12 protein-coding genes are annotated in these 21,945 nt (G+C 68.8%); 8 read left to right on the forward strand and 4 right to left on the reverse strand.

Translation table 11 applies throughout. The annotated features are described in order from the left end of the window. Positions 1-64 precede the first annotated feature (64 nt). The 3 genes from Q9R39_RS02930 (at position 65) to Q9R39_RS02940 (ending at position 2,958) form a co-directional block, all read left to right on the forward strand. Positions 65-1,378, forward strand: a complete 1,314-nt coding sequence (locus Q9R39_RS02930; protein WP_249145026.1) for an HNH endonuclease signature motif containing protein — start codon at positions 65-67, stop codon at positions 1,376-1,378. Positions 1,379-1,784: 406 nt separating this feature from the next. Next, positions 1,785-2,237 carry an SRPBCC family protein gene (locus Q9R39_RS02935; RefSeq protein WP_211538350.1) on the forward strand — a complete coding sequence of 151 codons (453 nt, stop codon included), beginning with the start codon at positions 1,785-1,787 and terminating at the stop codon, positions 2,235-2,237. Between the two features lie 265 nt (positions 2,238-2,502). Beyond that, positions 2,503-2,958 (forward strand): SRPBCC family protein, encoded by a 456-nt coding sequence (locus tag Q9R39_RS02940; protein ID WP_211538349.1) that lies wholly within the window; start codon positions 2,503-2,505, stop codon positions 2,956-2,958. Positions 2,959-3,065: 107 nt separating this feature from the next. Here the strand turns inward: Q9R39_RS02940 and Q9R39_RS02945 are convergent, their stop codons facing one another. From Q9R39_RS02945 to rplN, 4 genes are read right to left on the reverse strand one after another with little or no spacing between them, the layout of a single operon-like run. Next, complete coding sequence (locus Q9R39_RS02945) at positions 3,066-3,251, reverse strand: type Z 30S ribosomal protein S14 (protein WP_004019490.1); 186 nt, start codon at positions 3,249-3,251, stop codon at positions 3,066-3,068. Position 3,252: 1 nt separating this feature from the next. Further along, positions 3,253-3,834, reverse strand: coding sequence for a 50S ribosomal protein L5 (gene rplE, locus Q9R39_RS02950; protein ID WP_055475154.1), 582 nt, complete (start codon positions 3,832-3,834; stop codon positions 3,253-3,255). A 1-nt stretch (position 3,835) separates the two neighbouring features. Next, positions 3,836-4,153: a 50S ribosomal protein L24 gene (rplX, locus tag Q9R39_RS02955; RefSeq protein ID WP_005197643.1), complete on the reverse strand. Its 318-nt coding sequence runs from the start codon at positions 4,151-4,153 to the stop codon at positions 3,836-3,838. Position 4,154: 1 nt separating this feature from the next. Further along, positions 4,155-4,523: a 50S ribosomal protein L14 gene (gene rplN, locus Q9R39_RS02960; protein WP_004019493.1), complete on the reverse strand. Its 369-nt coding sequence runs from the start codon at positions 4,521-4,523 to the stop codon at positions 4,155-4,157. A gap of 601 nt (positions 4,524-5,124) precedes the next feature. On the opposite strand from rplN, the gene Q9R39_RS02965 reads away from it, so the two are divergent. From Q9R39_RS02965 to sigK, 5 genes are all read left to right on the forward strand, one after another. Continuing rightward, positions 5,125-18,984 carry a non-ribosomal peptide synthetase gene (locus Q9R39_RS02965; protein WP_311277070.1) on the forward strand — a complete coding sequence of 4,620 codons (13,860 nt, stop codon included), beginning with the start codon at positions 5,125-5,127 and terminating at the stop codon, positions 18,982-18,984. Next, positions 18,981-19,238 (forward strand): MbtH family protein, encoded by a 258-nt coding sequence (locus Q9R39_RS02970; protein WP_068972014.1) that lies wholly within the window; start codon positions 18,981-18,983, stop codon positions 19,236-19,238. The genes Q9R39_RS02965 and Q9R39_RS02970 overlap by 4 nt, the downstream gene beginning before the upstream one ends. Next, on the forward strand, positions 19,216-20,472 hold the full coding sequence (locus Q9R39_RS02975; protein WP_165629711.1) for an ABC transporter ATP-binding protein: 1,257 nt from the start codon (positions 19,216-19,218) through the stop codon (positions 20,470-20,472). Before Q9R39_RS02970 ends, Q9R39_RS02975 begins: the two co-directional genes overlap by 23 nt. After that, on the forward strand, positions 20,462-21,244 hold the full coding sequence (locus tag Q9R39_RS02980) for an ABC transporter permease (protein WP_058252001.1): 783 nt from the start codon (positions 20,462-20,464) through the stop codon (positions 21,242-21,244). The genes Q9R39_RS02975 and Q9R39_RS02980 overlap by 11 nt, the downstream gene beginning before the upstream one ends. A 91-nt stretch (positions 21,245-21,335) precedes the next feature. Further along, on the forward strand, positions 21,336-21,944 hold the full coding sequence (sigK, locus tag Q9R39_RS02985) for an ECF RNA polymerase sigma factor SigK (RefSeq protein WP_068972012.1): 609 nt from the start codon (positions 21,336-21,338) through the stop codon (positions 21,942-21,944). Position 21,945 lies beyond the last annotated feature (1 nt).

The raw sequence follows: 21,945 nt of genomic DNA on the forward strand, positions 1-21,945 counted from the left end.
TGTCGAACCAACGATGACGAGAAGCCCTGCCTCCAGTTCCGTCCTGTGATGTGGAAGGTCCGTCATGCCAACAACACTCGCCACCATGCTGCGCCCAGAGACCGACAGTGTCGAACACTCCGGCGGTGAGGGTTATCTCGCCGTGTTGACTGCGATTCGCGAGGCGCTGTGGGATCTGCCCCCTGGCGGCGCGGAGCCGACCGGCCGTCAAGCGAGCACCGCGATGTCTCTGCTGATCGAACTGCGCTCCATCCTGGACCATCACGCCGCCGTCGGAGCTGCCACCCTCGACCGTCTCGGTGTGGCCCGACAGTCGACCGGCAAGACGTCCGCCCTGCTGATCACAATGGGCGCAGCACCCGCAATCGCGCACCGCTGGTTGCGGATCGGCAACGCACACGCATGGCTCTCTCGGTTGCCCGGTTACACTGCCGACGGCGCGATCCCCGGGGAACACGCCGATGCCGTCGTGAACGGCATAGTTCATGTCGCGCGTCGAGCACCCGAGGGTGTCTGCGCCGAGGAACGAGCAGAGGTCGAGCAGACCCTTATCGCGCAGGCGATGTCCGGCGCCACCCCTGCCGAAATCGCCCAGAAGGCGCGCGAACTGGGCAACGAGTATGCGGTCGAGTCCGGCGGCCTGCATGCTGGCGAGGACCGCACCATCAACGAGTTCACCGTCTCCCCGACCGGGGAAGGCCGGGTCCGCGTACGCGGCGATCTCGACACAGTCATCGGCGAAAAGCTGACCGCGGCAATCGAATCTCTGAACACTCCGAGGCCTGAGCCCGACGGCACCGACGACTCACGGACCACCGGGGCCCGCAACGCGGATGCTCTGGAACTCATCCTCGATGCCGCGGCGGTGGCCGACATCACCCTTGCAACCCCACCAAAGACCCACGTCAGCGTGCTCCTGCCGGCGGCTGCTCCCGACAAGGCCAGCCTGTTGTGGCTGGGTTCGATCAGCCCCACCACCGCGTCCTTGCTTGCGTGCGACTCCTCTGTCACCGACGTGGTCATCGACGGCGACACCGTCCCCCTGGAGATGGGCACTTCCAGACGACTGTTCCCGACGCATCTGCGTAGAGCGATCATCATCCGCGACCGGTGCTGCATCAAATGCGGTGCGCCTGCGGGCCGCACCCACGTCCACCACATCCAGTTCTGGAGCAACGGCGGTTCCACCGACATCGACAACGGGTGCTTGCTCTGCCCGTCCTGCCACGCCCACATCCATGCCGGCCAGTGGGAGATCATCATGGGGCGCGACCGCCACCCGTGGCTGGTCCCACCCGCATCGATCGATCCGATCCGAACGCCATTGCCGGCATACAACCGCCGCACCATGACTCTCGATGACCGGGCCGCAGCCTGATCCACCTCGGTGGTCGATGACCGACTCGTATCGGCGAACGGCCGGAGAGCCCGAGCGCCTGATACTTCTGAAGGCGAATCCGTCGAGAGACGACGCCCCGCGTAGCACCTTTTCGCACCGATCCGTCGGAGCGCGCATGCCCTTTGAGAACTTCATAGTGTTCACGCCCGACCTGTGGTGCGGGTGAACTGCGTAAGGCCCCACCTCCCTGGTGGGGGGTGGGGCCTTACAGCGCGACTGTCAGGCCAGTGCGAAGTCACCAGCTCGACTTCTGGCACACCGGCAAGTCGACGTCGCAATTGGGTGGCATCCGTGGGCGCTGAGCCCCAACGGGATCTCGTAACGAGAAACGCTGCCATAGTTCGCTTTTCGCCATGCAGTCCGGCGGGCGGGTAACGTCGACGTCATGCCCGAAGCAAGTGCGACCGTCCTCGTCCGACAACCCCTCACCACGGTGTGGGAGTACTGCCTCATCCCGGAGCACGTCGCGGCGCTGACGCCCGGCGTGATCGGCGTCGAGACCGTCACCGACGGGCCGGTCTCGGTCGGGACCGTCTGGCGCGGCCAGATGAAGGGGCTCGGCCGCGCCGTCGACTGGACCGGCGAGTTCACGCGGGTGGATGCGCACACCGCCACCGAGTTCTCCTCCACGGAGTCACCGCTCGAGTTCGCCATCTCGGCCACGTTCGCGGAGGTTGGTCGCGGCGTCGAACTCACCTACCGCATCCGCAACGCCGGCGTCGGCGGGGCGGTCGGGAAGCTTACCGACGCGCTGGCGATCCGCGCGTATCAGCGGTCGCTCGCCGCGAACGCGAAGAAGCTGCCGCGCCTGGTCGACGAATGGGCCGCCACCCGCTGACGACGACGCGGTCCGAGGAGTGCGATGTCGGCATCAGCCACGAGCGATCGATCTCCGACGGAGAAATCCATGAGGACGACGGTCATGAAAGTCTTTGTTAGACATACGAATCGGGGACAATTCGGACGTAGCCTTCGCGGCCGACGGGGAGTACTCTGACCGGCGGATGCATCTCGTTCGGACCGTGCACCACCCGCCCCGAGACGGTGTGCGGCGTGGCTCCGGCCTGCCGACCCACAATCGTTCGCACACAAAGGGTTCCGTCATGCCCGAATCCAGCGCATCCGTCACAGTCCAGCAACCACTCGACATCGTCTGGGAGTACATGTCCGCTCCCGAACACACCACCGCCTACCTACCGGGAACCGTCGAGGTCACTCCGCTGTCCGATGGGCCACTCGCCGTCGGCTCACAGTGGAAGGGTAAGACGGCCGTCCTCGGTCGGACGGTGGACTGGCGGGGAGAGTTCACCCGCGTCGACACCTGTAAGGAGACGGAGTTCCAGACCGTCGAAGCGCCGTTCCCGTTCACCACGCACATCTCTTTGGAGGAGACCTCCGACGGCGTCCGGGTGACGTGTCGGATCACGTCCTCGACCGGTTTCGGCGGGGTGTTCGGCAAGATGGCCGATCCCATCGTCAACCGCATCTATCAGCGTTCGCTCACCGCGTCGATCGAGAGCGTCCCCGACCTCATCGAGGAGTGGCTCGCTCAGCAGTGACACGACAACGGCCCCACCTCGCCGAAGCGAGATGGGGCCGCTGGGGAATCGGTAGCACGAATGCGCTCCATGAGCGCATTCCTGCTACGAAATCCGTCGGGTGAAAATCACCAGCTGGACTTCTGCACGCCCGGCAGCTCGCCGGCGTGCGCCATGTCGCGCAGGCAGATACGGCACAGGCCGAACTTGCGGAACACCGAGTGCGGGCGGCCGCACTTGTTGCACCGGGTGTAGGCCCGCACGGCGAACTTGGGCTTCTTGTTGGCCTTGTTGACCAGAGCCTTCTTTGCCATGTCAGTTGTCCTTAACGTTGTTGTCCTTGAACGGGAAGCCCAGGGCACGCAGCAGCGCCCGGCCTTCGTCGTCCGTGGTGGCCGACGTCACGACGGTGATGTCCATACCGCGGGGCCGGTCGATGTTGTCGATGTTGATCTCGTGGAACATCGACTGCTCGTTCAGGCCGAACGTGTAGTTGCCGTTGCCGTCGAACTGACGGTCCGACAGGCCGCGGAAGTCGCGGATACGCGGGAGGGCGATGGACACGAGACGGTCCAGGAACTCCCACATGCGGTCGCCACGGAGGGTGACGCGCGCACCGATCGGCATGCCCTCGCGCAGCTTGAACTGTGCGATGGACTTGCGAGCGCGACGGATCTCCGGCTTCTGGCCGGTGATCTTGGCCAGATCCTCGACAGCGCCGTTGATCAGCTTCGCGTCACGGGCGGCGTCGCCGACGCCCATGTTCACGACAACCTTCACGACGCCCGGGATCAGCATCACGTTGGGGTATTCGAACTCTTTGTTCAGCGTGTCCTTGATCTCCTCGCGGTAGCGAGTCTTCAGGCGCGGCTGGATCTTGGGTTCAGTAGAGGTCATGTCAGATGTCCTTCCCGCTCTTGCGCGAGATCCGGACCTTCTTGCCCGTTTCCTCGTCGACGCGGTAGCCGACGCGAGTCGGGTTGCCGTCGGAGTCCACGACCATCACGTTCGAGACGTGGATCGAGGCTTCCTGGGTCACGATGCCGCCGGAGGAGGCACCGCGCTCGTTGGCCGACGCGGCGGTGTGCTTCTTGATTCGGTTGACGCCCTCGACGAGGACACGCTGGGTCTTCGGGAAGGCCTGGATGACCTTGCCCTTGGCACCCTTGTCCTTGCCCGAGATGACGATCACGGTGTCACCCTTGTGGACCTTCATGTCAGATCACCTCCGGTGCCAGCGACACGATCTTCATGAACTTCTTCTCACGCAGCTCGCGGCCGACCGGGCCGAAGATGCGGGTGCCGCGGGGGTCGCTCTCACCCTTGAGGATGACGGCGGCGTTCTCGTCGAAGCGGATGTAGCTTCCGTCCGCACGACGGCGCTCCTTGGTGGTGCGCACGATGACGGCCTTGACGACCTCACCCTTCTTGACGTTGCCGCCCGGGATGGCGTCCTTGACAGTGGCGACGATGACGTCGCCAATGCCGGCGTAGCGCCGCGAGGAACCGCCGAGCACGCGGATGCACAAGATCTCCTTGGCACCGGTGTTGTCGGCGACTCGCAGGCGGGATTCCTGCTGAATCACTCGTTAGTCTCCTTGACCTGGCTTCTTATGTACGGCGGATTTCCGACCCGACGCACACGGTCCGTTGCCATCGAACACACGCCTGCCTGGGGTTTTGACCAGGTTGTGACACCTGAGCGGTCCGCCCCAGTGGGTTCGTGAGCCGACTCGCGACACAGCGGTGCCGCAGGCAACCCCACAAGTGTAGGGGAATGCCCAGGTCCGGGCCAAATCGATGGCCCCGGCGACCGCGCGGGGTTTCGGAGGACGCCGGGCCGGGAAAGTTTTTCGCGCACTGACCCATCTGGGGTGCACCGCCACGCGAAGCACCCATGAGACGAGATCGACCAGACACAAGCCCGTCCGGCGAGCAATCAGTGCGAGCCGGAAGGGAGCGAAACACCGGGGGCGTGTCAGCGCCGGGGGTAACTCTCGGCTGCCGATCGTGAGCCGAACGATCACCATGCTCCCCGGCTCCGCAGTTCAGTCCGACAACCGCGGGCCTGACGGCGAGTCCTCGACTCCGGGCCACCCGCCCCGAGTTCGTGGACCCGAGTTCGAATCCCCACGCTCGATCCGGGTTCGACGCTGCCGTGCGGGCGCATTCACAGGGGAGGCACGCGTGACCACAGACGACGCGGTCCGGAACACCGTTGCTACCGACATCGACGCCGGCCTGACGATCCCGATGACCGCCGCACAACGCGGCATCTTCTACGCTCAGCAACTCGAGCCGGACGTGCCGATGACCATCGACGCGTACGTCGAGTTCCGCGGCGACACATCGGGTCCGCAGGCCGAGCACGGTGACGACCCCCTCGTCGACGTCGATCCGGACATCATGCAACGTGCGGTCACCCTGACCGAGCGGGAGACCGAAGCCCCACTGCTGCGGTTGATCCCGACCGACGACGGCGAACCGATGATGGTGCTCGACCGGTCGCAGGGAGTGGTACTCGGGCGACAGGACTTCTCCGACGCCGACGACCCGCGCGCGGCAGCGCTGGCCTGGATCGACCGCCGGCGAAGCGCGAGTTCGGACGTGTTCGAAGACCGCATCCTCGAGACCCACCTGCTCAAGATCGGTCCCGGGCACTCGATCTGGTACTGCCACGGTCACCACATCGGCTTCGACGGCTACGCGGCCATGTACATGATGTTGCGGGTCGCCTCGCACTACACCGCGATCGTGAACGGGACCCCGCCCCCGATCGCGGACACCGCGTCGATGGTCGACATCGCGGAGTTCGACCGTGAGTACCGCGCCTCCGCGAAGTTCGTCGAGGATCGCGAACACTGGGCGTCGCATCTGGCCGACATGCCCGAGATGACCACTCTCACCAGCCTTTCGGCCTCGGCGGCGCCGTTGTCGGACGTACGGTCGGCAGTGCTGGACGACACGCTCGTCGCGCGCATCCGCGATCTCGGCCGCACCCAGCGGGTCCGGCCCGCCTCGGTCATCACCGCCGCCGTCGCCGCCTACGTCGCGCGCTACACCGATCGCGACGAGGCGATGCTGAGCCTGCCGGTCGCCGCCCGCGATCGCGATGTCCTCCGTACCTCGGCGGGCCTGACCTCGAACGTCGTCCCGCTGCGCATCGCGCTCGACGACGACACCGCCACCCTGGCCGATCTGTTGAAGTCGGCCAATTCAGAGATCAAGGTCGCCGTCCGGCATCAGAAGTTCCGGCATGAGGACATCACCTCTCAGATCCTCGGTGCGGCCGGTGCGCGACGAGGATTCTTCGGACCGCTCGTCAACGTCATGCTCTTCTTCCAGCACATCGACTTCGGTCCGCTCAAGGGGGAATTGCACGTCCTGTCCACGGGCCCCATCGAGGACCTGTCGGTGAACGTCTACGACAGCCTCGACGGCGGGATGACCCTCGACCTCGAGGCGAACCCCAACATCTACCCGGCCGAGGAGATCACCACCCACCACCGGCGCCTGGTCGACTTCGTCACCGCCTTCGTCGGCGCGCCGGTCGAGACCAAGGTGTCGGACCTGCACGTTCTCACCTATGCCGAACGAGCCGAACTCCCCGAGCGCATGACCGGGGAGCAGGTCGAGCACGGCGACACCACCCTCGTCGACCTGCTCGACGACGCGGCCCGGGCCCACCCCGACGAGACCGCGATCACCGACGCACAGGACGGACACTCGCTCACCCACCGCGAGTTCGACTGCGCCGCAACACAGATCGCATCCGCGCTCGCGCGTCGCGGGATCGGCCCCGAGAGCGTCGTCGGCGTTCAGCTGCCCCGCAGCACCGACCAGGTCGTGTCGTTGCACGGCGTCGTCCGGGCCGGTGCCGCGTTCCTGCCGATCGATCCGGCCGAACCGGCCGACCGGCTCGGTCACATCCTCGAGGTGGCCGCCCCCGACCTCGTCATCACCGAGTCGGTGCTCGCCGAACTGCGCGCCGACGACGATTCCGACGTAGCCGCACCGACGCCCCCGAGCCCCGACACGGCCGCCTATGTGCTGTTCACCTCCGGTTCCACCGGCAAGCCGAAGGGCGTGGTCATCACCCACCGCGCCATCGTCAACCGCCTCGCGTGGATGCAGGCCCGCTACGAGCTCGCACCGGACGACCGGGTGCTGCAGAAGACCCCGTCCACCTTCGACGTGTCGGTCTGGGAGTTCTTCTGGCCGTTCACCACCGGCGCGGCACTGGTCGTACCGACTGCCGACGGTCATCGCGACCCCTGGTATCTGCGTGACGTGATCGCCGAACACCGCGTCACGACACTGCATTTCGTGCCCTCGATGCTCGCCGCCTTCACCGCGGCACTCGACGCCGACGATGCATCGGAGCTGACGAGCCTACGCCGCATCTTCACCAGCGGTGAGGCTCTGACTCCCGCGACGGTCGGTGCCGCCGCGTCGCTGACGTCCGCTCCGATCCACAACCTCTACGGCCCCACCGAGGCCGCGATCGACGTCACCCACCACGACCACTGTCGCGCCGACGTCCCGGTGATCCCGATCGGCTCCCCGGTGTGGAACACCGGTGTCCACGTGCTCGACCACCGCCTGCGGCCGCAACCGCCCGGCGCGATCGGCGAACTCTATCTCGGCGGCGTCCAGCTGGCCCGGGGCTATCGCAGCCGCGCGGACCTGACGGCATCGCGGTTCGTCGCCTCGCCCGCGGCGCCGGGCGAACGGCTCTACCGCACCGGCGATCTCGTCCGTCTGAACGCCGCCGGCGAGCTGGAATACCTCGGTCGCACCGACTCACAGGTCAAGATCCGCGGCCAGCGGGTCGAACTCGGCGAGATCGAGTCGACCCTCAGCCGGCTGGACGGCGTGACCGCCGCGGGCGTGGTCATCCGGGATGATCTGGTCGCCGGTGAGCCCACGATCGTCGGTTACGTCACCGGCACCGGACTCACCGACAAGGACCTGCGAGCCGAACTCCGAACCGCGCTACCGGATCACATGATCCCCACCGCGATCATGGTCCTCGACTCGCTGCCCACCACCGCCAACGGCAAGCTCGACCGCCGTGCGCTGCCTCGGCCCGACCTGCGGACCCACCGCGAGTTCGTCCGGGCCCGCACCGCGCTCGAACGCTTCGTCGTGGCGACCGTCGCCGATGTGCTCGACCTGCACGACGACACGTCCGACGAGGTGGCGAACGAGGCCCACGCCACGGCTCCGGCGTCGATTTCTCTAAGCGACAACTTCTTCGAGATCGGCGGGACGTCACTTTCAGCGACACGGATGGCCTCGCGGCTGTCCCGCGCCACCGGCCATCGGATCGGGATCCGTACGGTGTTCGACGCCGACGACCTCGCCGGCCTCGTCGCGGCCCTGTCCGACCTGGGCGTCGACACCGATGAGCCGGCCGTCGGCTCCGCCTCGGTCCCCTCCGACGACACCGCCGGGCGGACCGTCTCCGGAGCCGTGCCGCTGTCCCCGGCCCAGCATCGGCTGTGGCTCGCGACACGGCTGGACTCCGCGTCCTCGGCGACCTACAACATGCCGTTCACCGTCCGCTTCGTCGGCGCACTCGACACCGACGCACTCCGGACGGCCCTGGTCGACGTCGTCCGGCGACACGAGCCGCTGCGCAGCGTCGTCACCGAGATCGACGGTGTGGCGTGCATCTCCGCGATCGACCCGGACGCGGTCGACGTCGACCTGCCGGTCCTCGCGACCGGTGACGTCGCCCAGTGCGCGGACCGCGACTTCGCCTCGCTCCCCTTCGATCTGGCCGCCGAGATCCCCGTCCGTGCGCGCCTCGTCCGAACCGCCGACGACGATCATCGACTCACGATGGTCATCCATCACATCGCGGCCGACGGCTGGTCGCTGGCCCCCCTCGCCGGCGACCTGGCCACGGCCTACCGCGCCCGCCGCGACGGCATCGAGCCCGAATGGACGCAGCTGCCGGTCTCCTACTCGCAGACCAGCGCCGCACGTCACGCATGGCTCGACGAGAGTCCGCATGCCGCAGCCGAACTCGAGTTCTGGCGGGACACCCTCGACGGGGCGCCGAGCGAGACCGAGCTGCCCCTGGACCGTCCCCGAAGCCGGGATTCAGAGGTGACCGGCCGGTCCGGATCGTCGGTGACCTCGACCATCGGCCCCGACACCTACGGCGCGATCCGGACCATCGCTACCGAGGCCGACGCCACGGTCTTCATGGTGCTCCACGCCTCGGTGGCGGTCCTGCTCCGTTCCCTCGCGCAGTCCTCGGACGTCATCATCGGCACACCGGTGTCCGGACGCGGCGACGCCGACCTCGACGATCTCGTGGGCATGTTCGTCAACACGCTGGCGTTGCGCACCGTCGTCGACAAGGACCTGCCGTTCGCCGACCTGGTGGCAAGTGTCCGGGAAACCGATCTGAACGCGTTCGACAACGCCTACATGCCGTTCGACCGGCTGGTGACCGAACTGAACCCGGCCCGTTCGGGCAATGTCCACCCGTACTTCCAGGTGTCGATGGCCCTGGAGGACCGTTCCGCCATCCGGCTCGACTTCGCCGGGCTCTCGGCGACCGCATCCCGCGTGGACACCGGTCGCACCACCTTCGATCTGCAGTTCACGTTCACCGAGGTGCGCGGGGCGACCGGCGAGCCCGCCGGCCTCACCCTCGAGATCGGTTACGCCACCGCTCTCTTCGACCGGGACACGGTGGCCGGACTCGGTTCGCGCCTGGTCCGCATGCTGGAGGCGGCGACCGCGGACCCGAGCGCCCCGATCGGCGACCTGCCGGTGCTCGACCTGCACGAGCGTCTCGATCTCGTCCCGGCAGTCGGCGAAGGCCGCCGTCCGGTCGAACACCTCACCCGGCTGCTGTCGGCGGCCGCGGAGTCCTCGCCACACCGCGTCGCGGTCACCGACGGCACCCGGTCGCTGACCTACCGCGAACTCGACGCGGCGTCGAACCAGCTGGCGCGGGCGCTCATCGACGGTGGCGCCGGGCCTGAAAACCATGTGGCCGTGGCACTTCCGCGCAGTGTCGAGTGGATTGTCGCGATGTGGGCGATCGCCCGCACCGGAGCCGCCTGGCTCCCGGTCGATCCCGCGTATCCGTCCGGCCGCATCGAACACATGCTGACCGACTCGGGCGCACGACTGCTCGTCACCGATCGGTCGTCCGATCCCGGCGCCGGGCCCGCTCTGAGCACAGTCGTCCTCGACGACCCCGCGATCCGCGAATGGGTCGAAGCCGAATCAACGGAGCCCATCGCGGACTCGGAGCGACGAGGCGTCCTCGACGTCGACCAGCCCGCCTACCTGATCTACACATCGGGGACCACCGGCACGCCCAAGGGCGTCGTCGTCAGCCACCGCGGACTCGCCGACTTCGGCGCGCAACAGGTCACGCAGTACGGGATCACGCCCACCAGTCGGACGATGCACATGGCGTCGCCGAGTTTCGATGCGTCGGTACTCGAGATCCTGATGGCGATCTCCGCCGGGTCGACCATGCACATCGTGCCGCCGGGGATCGTCGGCGGCACCGAACTCGCCGAGCTGATGCGCGATGCGCGGATCACGCACGCGTTCCTGACCCCGTCGGTGCTGACGACCATGTCCCCGGACGACGTCCCCGATCTCGAGGCACTCGTCATCGGCGGCGAGCACCCGAACTCCGAGGTGGTCCGCACCTGGTCGACCGGCCCGAAGCTGTTCAACGCGTACGGTCCCACCGAGACCACCGTGGTGGCCGCGGTGTCGCCGCCGATCAGTCCCGACTACACGACGCTGACCATCGGCCGGCCCATCCGCGGCATCTCCGCGCTGGTCCTGGACGAGCGCCTGCGTCCGGTCGCCCCCGGCGCGATCGGCGAGTTGTACATCGCCGGTGAGCATCTCGCCCGCGGGTACCACGGCGTCCGACCGCTGACATCCAAACGCTTCATCGCCAACCCCTATGGCGATCCCGGCGAGCGCATGTACCGAACCGGCGACCTCGTCCGGTGGACCTCCGATCACGAACTCGAGTTCCGCGGGCGGGCCGACCATCAGACCAAGATCCGCGGGCATCGCATCGAACTCGGTGAGATCGACGCCGCCCTGGTCGCCGACGAGTCGGTGCGGGCGGCGGTCACCACCACGCACGGCGAGGGCGACCGCGCCCATCTCGTGTCCTACGTGACCGTGACCGCGGGCGCCCACGGGCAGGCCGCTGCGGTGCGAGACCGATTGGCACAGCGCCTGCCGCGGCACATGATCCCGTCGACGATCATCGAGCTCGACGAGATCCCCACGACCCCGATCGGCAAGGTCGACCTCCGGGCACTGCCCGCGCCGGAGCCGGGATCGGTGGACGGCGACGTGGCGTTCGTCGCGCCGCGCAACCCCCTGGAGCAGGCAGTCGCCGATCTGATCGCCGAGCGTCTCGAGCTGGAGCCGGGCACCATCGGCCGCGATCATGACTTCTTCGATCTCGGCGGCAACTCGTTGCTGGCGACCCAGATCGTCGGCGCACTCGAGAGTCTCACCGGGCGACGAATCCCCGTCCGCGAGGTCTTCGACCACTCGACCGTCGCCGGCATCGCCCGGCTCGGCGGCGCCGACGAGGGTGACACCGCCCTCGTCGAGGCGCGGACGCTCGCCGACCTCCGGCACGATCCGGACAGCCCGGCGCGACCGGGACCCGCGCAGCAGCAGCTCTGGTTCCTCAACCAGCTCGCGGGCGGTGCCGAGGCCGATCCGGGTCTAGCCGACTCCGACAACGGTTCGTCGACAGCCGATTACGCCATCGCCTTCGCGCTGGATCTGCGTGGCGATCTCGACGTGGACGCCCTCTCCGGCGCGCTCCGATACGCCGTCGACCGCCACGAGATGCTGCGCACCGTCTATCCCGAGCACGACGGGCGCCCCGACCTGGACGTACGTCCCACCGACGAGGTGCAGACCGAACTCACCGTCGTCGAGACGACTTCGGCGGAGTGGCCGGCCCAGGCGCAGGCGCTGGCGCGTCGTCCGTTCGACCTGACCGTCGACGTACCGCTGCGCGTCGCGCTGCACCGGATCGACAGTGACACCGCGCATCACAAGCTGACCCTCGTCATCCACCACATCGCGGCCGACGGTTGGTCGATGGTGCCGCTGCACCGCGACATCACCACCGCCTACGCCGAACTGCGGACGGCGGCCGAGAACGGTACCGAAGCCGCGGTCACCGCCGCTCCGCCGGCCCTGGACTATCGCGACTACCTGCGCTGGCAGGCCGATCACCTCGAGACCCGGACCGATCTGGCCGACCGGTGGCGACAGGACCTGGACGGGATCGATGTCGGTCCGATCCTCGTGCCCGACGCGCCGAGCGGGTCCGCCCGCACCGCGGGCGTGGTCGAGGTCGACTTCGACGCCGAACTGCGCAGCCGCCTGTCCGCACTGGGCGGCGGCCGGGCGACCGAATTCATGTGCGTGCATGCGGTGTTCGCCGCGCTGCTGCATCGGCTGAACGCCGACCCGGAGGTTCATGTCGCCGGTTCGGCGTCGGACATCGTGATCGGCACCCCCGTCGCCGGACGCGCCGATCCCCGGCTCGCCGACATCGTCGGCATGTTCGTGAACTCGGTCGTCCTCCGGACCCCGGTCGACGGGAGCCAGGGGTTCGCGGCCCTGCTCGACTCCGTCCGCAGCCGCGACCTGGACGCGCTGGCGGGCGCCGACATGCCGTTCGAGCAGATCGTCTCGATGCTCAATCCGCCTCGCACGGACCGGCATCCGATATTCCAGATCGCGCTGGCGTTCGACGCCGGGGTCTCTGACACCCTCGAACCGGACCACACCAGGGTTGATCTGCCCGGCCTGCAGGTCGTCGCCGAGGAGATCGAGACCGCGGCCGCCCGGTTCGACCTCGAACTGCGAATCCGCAATGGGCGCGCGCGGTTCACTTATGCGACCGATGTCCACACGCGCGAGCGCGTCAGCGAACTGGCCCGGATGTTCGTCGATCTCGCACGCGCGGTCGCCGCGGATCCGTCGACACCTCTCGACGACCTCACCGGGGCGGCCGATCTCGCGGCCGCCGCCGAACCCAAGGTCCGCGACCACGGCTCGATCGAGCCGAGGCATCTTGCCGACATCCTCGCCGACACCGTCATCGACCACTCCGATCGCGTGGCGGTCGAGGACGGAGACCGCACGCTGACCTACGCCGAGATCGATCGGATCTCCACGCGCTGGGCACTCACCCTGCGCGATCTCGGGGTCGGCACCGAGGACGTGGTCGCGATCGCCGTCGATCGCAGCCTGGAATCGGTGGTCGCCACATGGGCCGTGACGAAGGCGGGCGCGGCCGCATTGCCGGTCGACATGCGTTACCCGGCCGAGCGGATCGCCCACATGATCGCCGATTCGGGCGCCATCCTCGGCATCAGCAGCGCCGACCACCGTCGCGATGTGCCGCACGACATCTGGTGGCTGACCCCGGAGGATCTGCGCACCGGAGAGCGCGCGGGCTTCCGGCCCCCGGCCCGGCACCCGGATTCGATCGCCTACATCGTCTACACCTCCGGCTCCACCGGAAAACCGAAGGGCGTCAGCGTTTCCCATCGCGGCCTGGCCGCGTTCGCCCAGACCCAGCGGGAGCGGTACGAGGTCGGCCCCGGCGATCGCACCCTGCTGTTCGCCTCCCCCTCGTTCGACGCATCGATGCTGGAGTTCCTCCTCGCGGTCGAGTCCGGCGCGACGATGGTGGTGGCACCGACGACGATCTACGGTGGCGACGAACTCGTCGAGTTCCTCGACGAGCGCAAGGTGACCCACGCGTTCATCACGCCGTCGGCGCTCGCCGCCGCGGCACCCCATCCGCTCCCGCACCTGCGGACCCTCGGTGTGGGCGGCGAGGCCAGCACCCCGGAACTGGTGGCGCGCTGGGGAACCGGCCGTCGCTACATCAACTCTTACGGGCCGACCGAGACGACCATCGTCGCGACGATGTCGGCGCCGCTGCGCCCGGGTGAGCCGATCACCATCGGCACGCCGGTCCACGAGTGCACCGCACTCGTCCTCGACCACCGGTTGCGCCCGCTGCCCGACCACGTCCCCGGCGAGCTCTACCTCAGCGGGCCGGGAGTGGCACGGGGCTACCTGGGGCGCCGCAGTCTGACCGCCGGCCGGTTCGTGGCCTCCCCCGACGGAAACGGCGCCGTCATGTACCGCACCGGTGACATCGTGCACCGCGACGCCGACGGCGCGCTGACCTACCACGGTCGCAGTGACAACCAGGTGAAGGTCCGCGGTTTCCGCATCGAACTCGACGAGGTGAGTGCGGCACTGGCGGCCGTGGACGGAATCGACTTCGCCACCACCGTCGTCCGCGGCGAGAGCGCATCGGCCACCCTGGTCGGTTACGTGACGCGGTCGGGCGGGGCGGCCGGCACTGCAGACGCCCCGGAAACATTGGACAGCGCAAAGGTGTTGGAGTCGGTCCGCAGCCGCCTGCCGCGCCACATGGTCCCGTCCGCGATCGTCGTGCTGGACGAGATCCCGCTGACCGGCAACGGCAAGCTCGACCATCGGGCACTGCCGGAGCCGTCGGCGAGCAGCATGTCGTCCGTCGGTCGCGCACCGCGCGGTGATGCCGAGACCGCACTGGTCGGCATCGTCGCCGACGTGCTCGGCCTCGCCCGCGAGGAGATCGGAGCCACCGACGACTTCTTCCTGCTGGGTGGCACCTCGCTGCAGGCGACCACCCTGGTCAGTCGGATCAACCGGGTGTCGGCCGACGGTCGCCTCCGCGTCCGGGACGTCTTCGACCACCCGACCGCCGAAGCCCTCGCGGACCTGATCAGCCTGCCGGCCGACTGGGTACCGACCGCGGAGTCCGACGAGTCGTCGGGTCGCCCGGTCCGACGGGAGACATTCCCGCTCGCGCCGGTCCAGCGCCGCCTGTGGTCGCTGGCGGCGGCCGACCCCGGGTCGACCGAGTACCTGATGCCCTTCGTCCTGCGACTGACCGGGGACATCGATCTCGCGGCCCTCCGCGGTGCACTCACCGATGTCGTCGCCCGGCACACCAGCCTGCGGACGGTCTTCGAGGCGGTCGACGGGACACCGACGGGCCGGGTGCTCGACGATCCCGCGGCCGTCGTCGGCTCGCTGACCCCCGTCGTCCCCGCGGACCCCGACGCGCTGATGAGCGAGATCGCGCGCCTCGCGTCGACGCCCATCGACCCGACCACCGAGGCGCCCTTGCGTGCCACGGTCGTCGCCGACCCCGGTGCGCGTGGCGAGACCGCGACGCACATCCTCTTGCTCGTCGTGCATCACATCGCCGCCGACGGCGCGTCGTTGCCGACCCTCGTCGGCGACCTGGCGCAGGCCTACCGAGAACGACGCGCCGGCCGCGCCGAGACCTGGGATGCGGCCGCTCTCGACTATCGCGACCACGCCGTCGAGAGTGCGACGGCGCCCGCGGCGACCGACGAGCTGGGATTCTGGACCGATCACCTGGCAGGTGCTCCCGCCGAGAGCACGGTGGAACCGGTCGGCGGCGGCAGACGTGGTTCGGGTGCCCGGTCGGTGAGTCTGCCGCTCCCGGCACACACCCGGGCGGGCCTCACCGCCTTCGCCCGTGAACAGTCGACGACGCCGTTCTCCGTCCTGCACACCGCACTGGCGATCCTGCTGCACCGTCTGGGCGTCGGCGATGACCTGGTCATCGGCAGTCCGGTCGACAACCGCACCGGGATGACCGGCGTCGACCGTGACTACAGCGGCGTGGTCGGCATGTTCGTCAACATGGTGCCGCTGCGCAGCCACCTGCGCAGCGCGGAGACCGTCGCCGCACTGGTCCGCCGGACCCGCGACACCGACATCGACGCCCTCGATCACCGCGGGGTGCCCTTCGACGACATCGTGACCGCGCTCAATCCCGAACGCGCGCACGGTCGACACCCGCTCTTCCAGGTGGCGTTGTCGGTGCACGACTTCGCCGGTGGCGCGCCGACCCCGGAGGGCGGTGCTGATTCCCTCGCCGGGACCGCCGTTCCGATGGACGACGACCTGATGGCCGAGGTGGCCGAATTCGAGTCCCTCGCCGCCAAGTTCGACCTGCAATTCACCGTCACCGGCCTGGGCGCGACCGACTCCGACACCGACGCCGCCGTCCAGATCACCTACGACGCGGCGCGATACGGCCACGACGACGCCCAGATGCTGGGAACGCGGCTCATGCGCGTGTTGCGCGGCATGCTCGGCGACCCCGGACGCGCGATCGGCGACATCCGCATCACCGACCCCCTCGAGGTGGCCGAGCGCACCCCCGCTCTCGGACCGCGCGGCAACGCACCGACGACGCTGGACGTGCTGATCGCCGATGCGGTGCGGCGGCACCCCGACGGGCTCGCCGCGATCGGGCAGCCCACCGCGGACGGCGAGGGCCCCGAGACGCTCACCTACGCCGAACTCGACGCCCGCTCGAACCGGCTGGCCCGGGTCCTCCTGGGCCGCGGGGTGGGGGCCTACTCGCGCTCGGACGACGAGCCGGGCACCGAGGGACCCGACGTCCGGTCGTCCCGCGAACCGGTGGTCGCGATGGCGATCAGCCGTTCCATCGACTCCCTGGTGGCGATCTGGGCGATCGTGAAGGCCGGCGCCGCATACGTTCCCATCGACCCCGAGTATCCCGCCGACCGCATCGCGCACATGCTCGACGACAGCGGCGCGCAACTGGTCGTGACGACCTCGTCGTCGTGGGAACGCATCGCGGAGAGCTCGGCCGGGAGCGAGGTACCGACCCTCGTACTGGACGCCGCGTCGACCCGGACCCGCATGAAGCACTCCTCGCCGGCGCCGATCACCGACGCCGAGCGGGCGTCGACGATCCGCCCGGATCAGTTGGCCTACATCATCTACACGTCGGGATCGACCGGTAAGCCCAAGGGCGTCCTGGTCCCGCACAGCGGGTTGCGCGCGGTGCACGACGAACTCGCGGAACGGATGAACCCCGGACCCACGTCCCGCGTGTTGCACTTCGCCTCACCGAGTTTCGACGCCTCCGTGCTGGAGATGCTGCTCGCGCTGGCCGGTTCGTCGGCACTGACCATCGTCGAACCCCACGTCTACGGCGGCACCGCGCTCAGCGATGTGATCAGGACGCGCCATGCGACGCATGCGTTCATCACCCCCGCCGCGGTCGCCAGCATGGACCCCGCCGCCGTGCCGTCACTGCGCGCACTCGCGGTCGGTGGCGAGGCCTACGGAACCGACCTCGTGCGGCGCTGGTCGCCCGGTCGCACGATGATCAACGTCTACGGACCCACCGAGACGACGATCATCACGACCGGCAGCCGGTCGCTGACCCCGAACACGCCGCTGACGATCGGCACGCCGAACAACGGCGTCGGCGCGCTCGTCCTCGACGATCGGCTGCATCCGGTGCCGCCCGGCGTCACCGGCGACCTGTACCTGACGGGCGTGCAGCTCACGCGCGGTTATCACCGTCGGCCCGGCCTCACCGCGGTCCGATTCGTCCCGGCTCCGATGGTCACCGGGCCCAGGTTCGCCGGCCAACGGATGTACCGCACCGGCGATCTGGTCCGCTGGACCGACGACGGGCAGCTCGTCTACGTCGGCCGCAGCGATTCCCAGGTGCAGGTCCGCGGATTCCGCATCGAACTGGGTGAGATCGACGACGCGCTCGCCGCCGAACCCGACGTCGACTTCGCCGTGACACTCGTGGACGGCACCGGGGCCCAGGCGATCCTGCGCAGCTACGTGACCGCGACGCGCGGGCACGAACCCGATCCCGCCGACCTGCGGCGCCGGGTGGGACGACGGCTGCCGCGGCACATGGTGCCGGTGTCCGTCTCCGTGCTCGAGAACATTCCGCTGACCCCCACCGGCAAACTCGACCGCGCGGCGCTGCCGACCCCGGCCGTCTCCGCCTCGGGCCGGGCGCCGGCCCCCGGGACCGAGACGACCATCGCCCGCGTCTTCGCGGAGGTGCTCGAGGTCGACCTCGATGCCATCGGTGCCGACGACGGATTCTTCGACCTGGGTGGCAACTCCCTGATGGCCACCGCCGTGACCGGCAAGCTGAGCGAGCTCACCGGACAGCACCTGGCGGCGCAATCGCTGTTCGGGGCCCCGAGTCCCGCCGAACTCGCCGAGCTGCTCGACGGAGGGGCGCACTCCGACGGGGACACCGGACCGTCGGCCTCCGGTCTCGACACCCTCCTGCCGTTGCGCCGCACCAGCAGCGACGCCGGAAGCGATGCTCCCCCACCGCTCTTCGTGGTCCACCCGGCGATCGGACTGTCCTGGAGCTTCACCTCCCTGCTGCCCCACCTGCCTGCCGACCGCGCGGTCTACGGCCTACAGCACCCGGCGTTCGCCGGTGATCCGTGCCCGCAGACGATCGCCGACCTCGCCCAGGTGTACGTGGCGAAGCTGCGCACGGTGTCACCGGAGGGGCCGTACCACCTGCTCGGATGGTCGCTGGGCGGGTTGATCGCCCACGAGATGGCCGTGCAACTCCAGGAGGCCGGCGAGACCGTCGAGCAACTCGTCGTGCTCGACAGTTACGTCGTCGCCGAACGGCCCGACCTCGACACCGAGGCGTCGATCGCAGAACTCATGCGCGAGTTCGGACTCGACGTCCCCGACGGTGGCGAGGAGGGCACCGAGCCTTCGGTCGCGGACGCGTTCCGCGTCATCTCCGCGGCGGGCGGCGCGCTCGGCGGCTTGTCCGAGGAGACGCTCACGACCGTGCACGAGGTGTTCCGCCACGCGTCCCCACTCGCCCGGAACTGGCGACCCCGGGTCTTCGACGGCGACCTCACCTTCGTCACCGCGACCGTGGACGCGCACGACGGCCCGCCGGCGGTCGCCGACTGGCGCAGCAAGGTCACCGGTCGCGTCGTCGAGGTCCAGGCGACCAGCACCCACGCACGCATGTTGCTGCCGGAGAACGTCTCCGAGTGGCTGACCGCAATCGAATCAGGCCCGATCGAATCTGACCCGGGCACACCGGGAATCGCAGCACAGGAGGAGGAATCATGACGAACCCGTTCGACGACACCGCGGGGACCTTCCGCGTCCTCGTCAATCACGAGAACCAGCATTCCTTGTGGCCGGACTTCGCCCCCGTCCCCGACGGTTGGACCGTCGTGTTCGGTCCGTCGGGTCACGACGAGTGCCTCGAGTACGTCGAGGAGAACTGGCGAGACATGCGGCCCGCCAGCCTGATCCGCGCGATGGAACGTTCGCAGAACAGTGAAAGGGAGGTCACACATGGGGCGGCACAGTATGGCTGACACCACGTCGGCCGAAACCACTCCGGGGACCACGGCGTCGCCGTCCGGTCCGGTCACGACTCCCGGCGAGACGTCCACCGATGGCGTCTCCCCCGCCCGCAACGCCCTCGAGCTGCGCGGCCTGCGAAAGACGTTCCGCACCGGGCTGTTCGGCCGGGGTCGCCGCGTCCATGCCCTCAACGGCCTGGACCTGACCGTGCCCGCCGGCACCGTGCACGCGCTGCTCGGCCCCAACGGAGCCGGCAAGACCACCACCGTCCGCGCGGTGGCGACGCTGATGAAGCCCGACGAGGGCAGCGTCGTGGTCGACGGTGTCGACGCGCTCGCCGATCCCGGCGCAGCCCGCAAGATCATCGGCGTGTCCGGGCAGTACGCCGCCGTCGACGGGAACCTGACCGGCTTCGAGAACCTGCGGATGGTCGGTCAGCTGTACGGACTCTCCCGGGGCGAGGCCTCGGCACGGGCGCGCGAACTGATCGCCGACCTCGCCCTGCAGGACGCCGCCGACCGCCCGATGCGTACCTACTCCGGCGGCATGCGCCGGCGGCTCGATCTCGCCGGCGCCCTGATCAACCGACCGTCCCTGGTCATCCTCGACGAACCGACGACCGGGCTGGATCCCCGTGGGCGACGCCAGATGTGGGAGGTCATCACCGAACAGGTCGCGAACGGCGCGACGGTCCTGCTCACGACGCAGTACCTGGAAGAGGCCGACGCCCTGGCCGACGAGATCACCGTCATCGACCACGGGACGATCCGGGCCCAGGGCAGTGCCGCCGACCTCAAGGCCTCCACCGGTGCGTCGATCCTCACCATCGAGGTGCGTTCGGACGGGACCGCTCACGACGAGCTGGTCGCCACGACCCTCGCCGAGGTCGGACTCGGCATGCCCGAACGACTCGACGAGTCGGATCGCCCCGACCCGGCACACACCGACAACTCACGGTGGTCCCTGCCGGTCAGCGACGGGAGCCGCAGCGCGGTCGCCGCCGTCCGGGCGCTCGACGCCGTCGGAATCGTCGTCGTCGACGCCACCGTCGCGACGCCGACCCTCGACGATGTGTTCCTGGCCCTCACGGAGCGGGACACGCCGGACAACGATGGCGGCAGTGACCACGGCGAAACATCGGCCACGGCCGATGCCGAGACCACCGTCATCCCGACGGTGGCCGACGCCGATCCCGATCTCTCCCACGCCCCGACGACCCGAACGGATCGACTCCATGCTCACTGACACCGCAGTGCTGGTCGAGCGGAACCTGCTCACCGTCAAGCGAATTCCCACCCTGCTCATCAGTGCCACCATCCAGCCGCTGATGTTCGTCTTCCTGTTCGCCTACGTCTTCGGCGCGACCTTCGGCGGGGGTTCCTACCGGGAATTCCTGATGGCCGGCATCTTCACGCAGACCGTCGTCTTCAACGCCGCCTTCACCACGGTCGGCCTGGCCAACGACACCTCCGACGGCATCGTCGACCGGCTGCGGTCGCTACCGATGTCCCGGTTGGGCGTCATCAGCGGCCGTGTCACCTCGGACATGCTCCTGGGCGTCGTCGGCCTCGCGGTGATGGTCGCGTGCGGGCTCGCGATCGGCTGGCGGGTCCAGGGCAGTGCCGGCGACGCCGCCCTCGCCTTCGGCATCATCGGACTGTTCGCGCTCGCCATGGCGTGGGTGGGTGCGGTGACCGGTCTCGCCGCGCCGAATGTCGAAGCCGCACAGAGCATCGGGTTCTTGTGGATGTTCCCGGTCACGTTCCTGTCGAGCGCGTTCATCTCCGCCCAGAGCCTGCCGGGTCCGCTGCGCGCGATCGCCGAGTGGAATCCGGTGACGGCAGTGGCGACCGCGTCCCGGCAGCTCTTCGGCAACGAGGCACCGCCGACCTTCCCCGAGGCCACCGGATGGGTCGCCGACCACGCGGTCGGATACTCGGTGGGATCGGCACTGGTCATACTGGCGGTGTGCATACCCGCCTCGCTCATCCTGTACCGCCGCGCCGCCAACCGGTGATCTGCAGGTCAGTGATCCATGGATTCGCGATCGGTAGCCCCGGGATCGACGATCACCCGAGAAATCCCTACGTCTTCGTTACCGTGGAACCGTGACACCGGACGATGGCAGCGCGGCCACCGACGCGCACCACGGACGCGGGGGCGAAGCACAGATGCTGCGGGAGTTGCTGGCCGCAGCCGCGACAGGCGATCGGACCGCGTTCTCCACGCTGTACGACCGCACGAGTTCACGGATCTACGGACTCGCGTTCCGCGTCGTGCGGGACCGTCAGTACGCGGAGGAGATCGTCCAGGAGGCGTACCTGCAGTACTGGCAGAAGGCCGGCGAGTACCAGCCCGGGCGCGGTTCGGTCATCACATGGATGATGACCATCGCCCACCGGCGGGCCGTCGACCGCGTCCGATCCGAGGAGCTGCAGCAACAGCGCATGTCGCAGTACGGCGCGGTCTCGGTGGAGACACCGCGGAACATACCGCTCGAGGTCGTTGTGCAGACCGACGAGGCGCGTACGCTACGAACATGTCTCGGCACGCTCACGGAACTGCAACGGAGCTGCATCGAGATGTCGTATTTCGGGGGCCTGACCTATCCCGAGGTCGCCCGGCACACCGATACCCCCTTGCCCACCATCAAATCTCGGATTCGAGATGGCCTGCGTCGGTTGAGAACCTGCCTGAAGACGCACGAGGACGCCTGAT

It is taken from the genome of Gordonia sp. AC31 (assembly GCF_031844505.1).
Lineage (GTDB): Bacteria > Actinomycetota > Actinomycetes > Mycobacteriales > Mycobacteriaceae > Gordonia > Gordonia hongkongensis.